Genomic DNA, 439 nt, shown 5'->3' with positions numbered 1-439 from the left:
CCGTGTTGGGCCCGTGGCGGAAGCCCATCGGCGATTCGAAGCAGGTCGCGATGGCACCATTGGTCAGTTCGCCCAGCTTGAGCGCGGCCTCGCGCGCCAGACCCTTGAACAGTGCGCTGCCGAGATACACCACACGCTCGAACCCGCACAGCGCCAGTTCCTGGGTCAGCCCGCGCGCCTGCTGCAGCACAGTGTCGGTCGCGGCGGCGATCGCGTGCACGCGCGTCTCCAGGGCTTGCGGCCCGCACAGCGCGGCCAGCGTCGCGAGCATCATGCAGCTGAAGCTCGAGGTCATCGCGAAGCTGACGTCGTGGGTTTCGGGCGGCAGCAGCAGGGTCATCGACTGCCGCACCGCGACCCGGCCCAGCGCGCCGTCGGCGTTGCAGGTCACCACCAGGTGGCGCACGTCGGCGACCAGCGCCTCGGCCAGTTCCACCGC

1 pseudogene is annotated in these 439 nt (G+C 70.4%); it reads right to left on the bottom strand.

The features are described from left to right. Positions 1 to 439: pseudogene (locus WAF18_RS17300) on the bottom strand (sugar isomerase); the annotation flags it as partial.

This window comes from Luteimonas sp. gir (genome assembly GCF_037198055.1).
Taxonomy (GTDB): Bacteria; Pseudomonadota; Gammaproteobacteria; order Xanthomonadales; family Xanthomonadaceae; genus Luteimonas; species Luteimonas citri_A.
The sequence above is the reverse complement of the archived record's forward strand: the minus strand, read 5'-3'. Positions and strand labels throughout refer to the sequence as shown.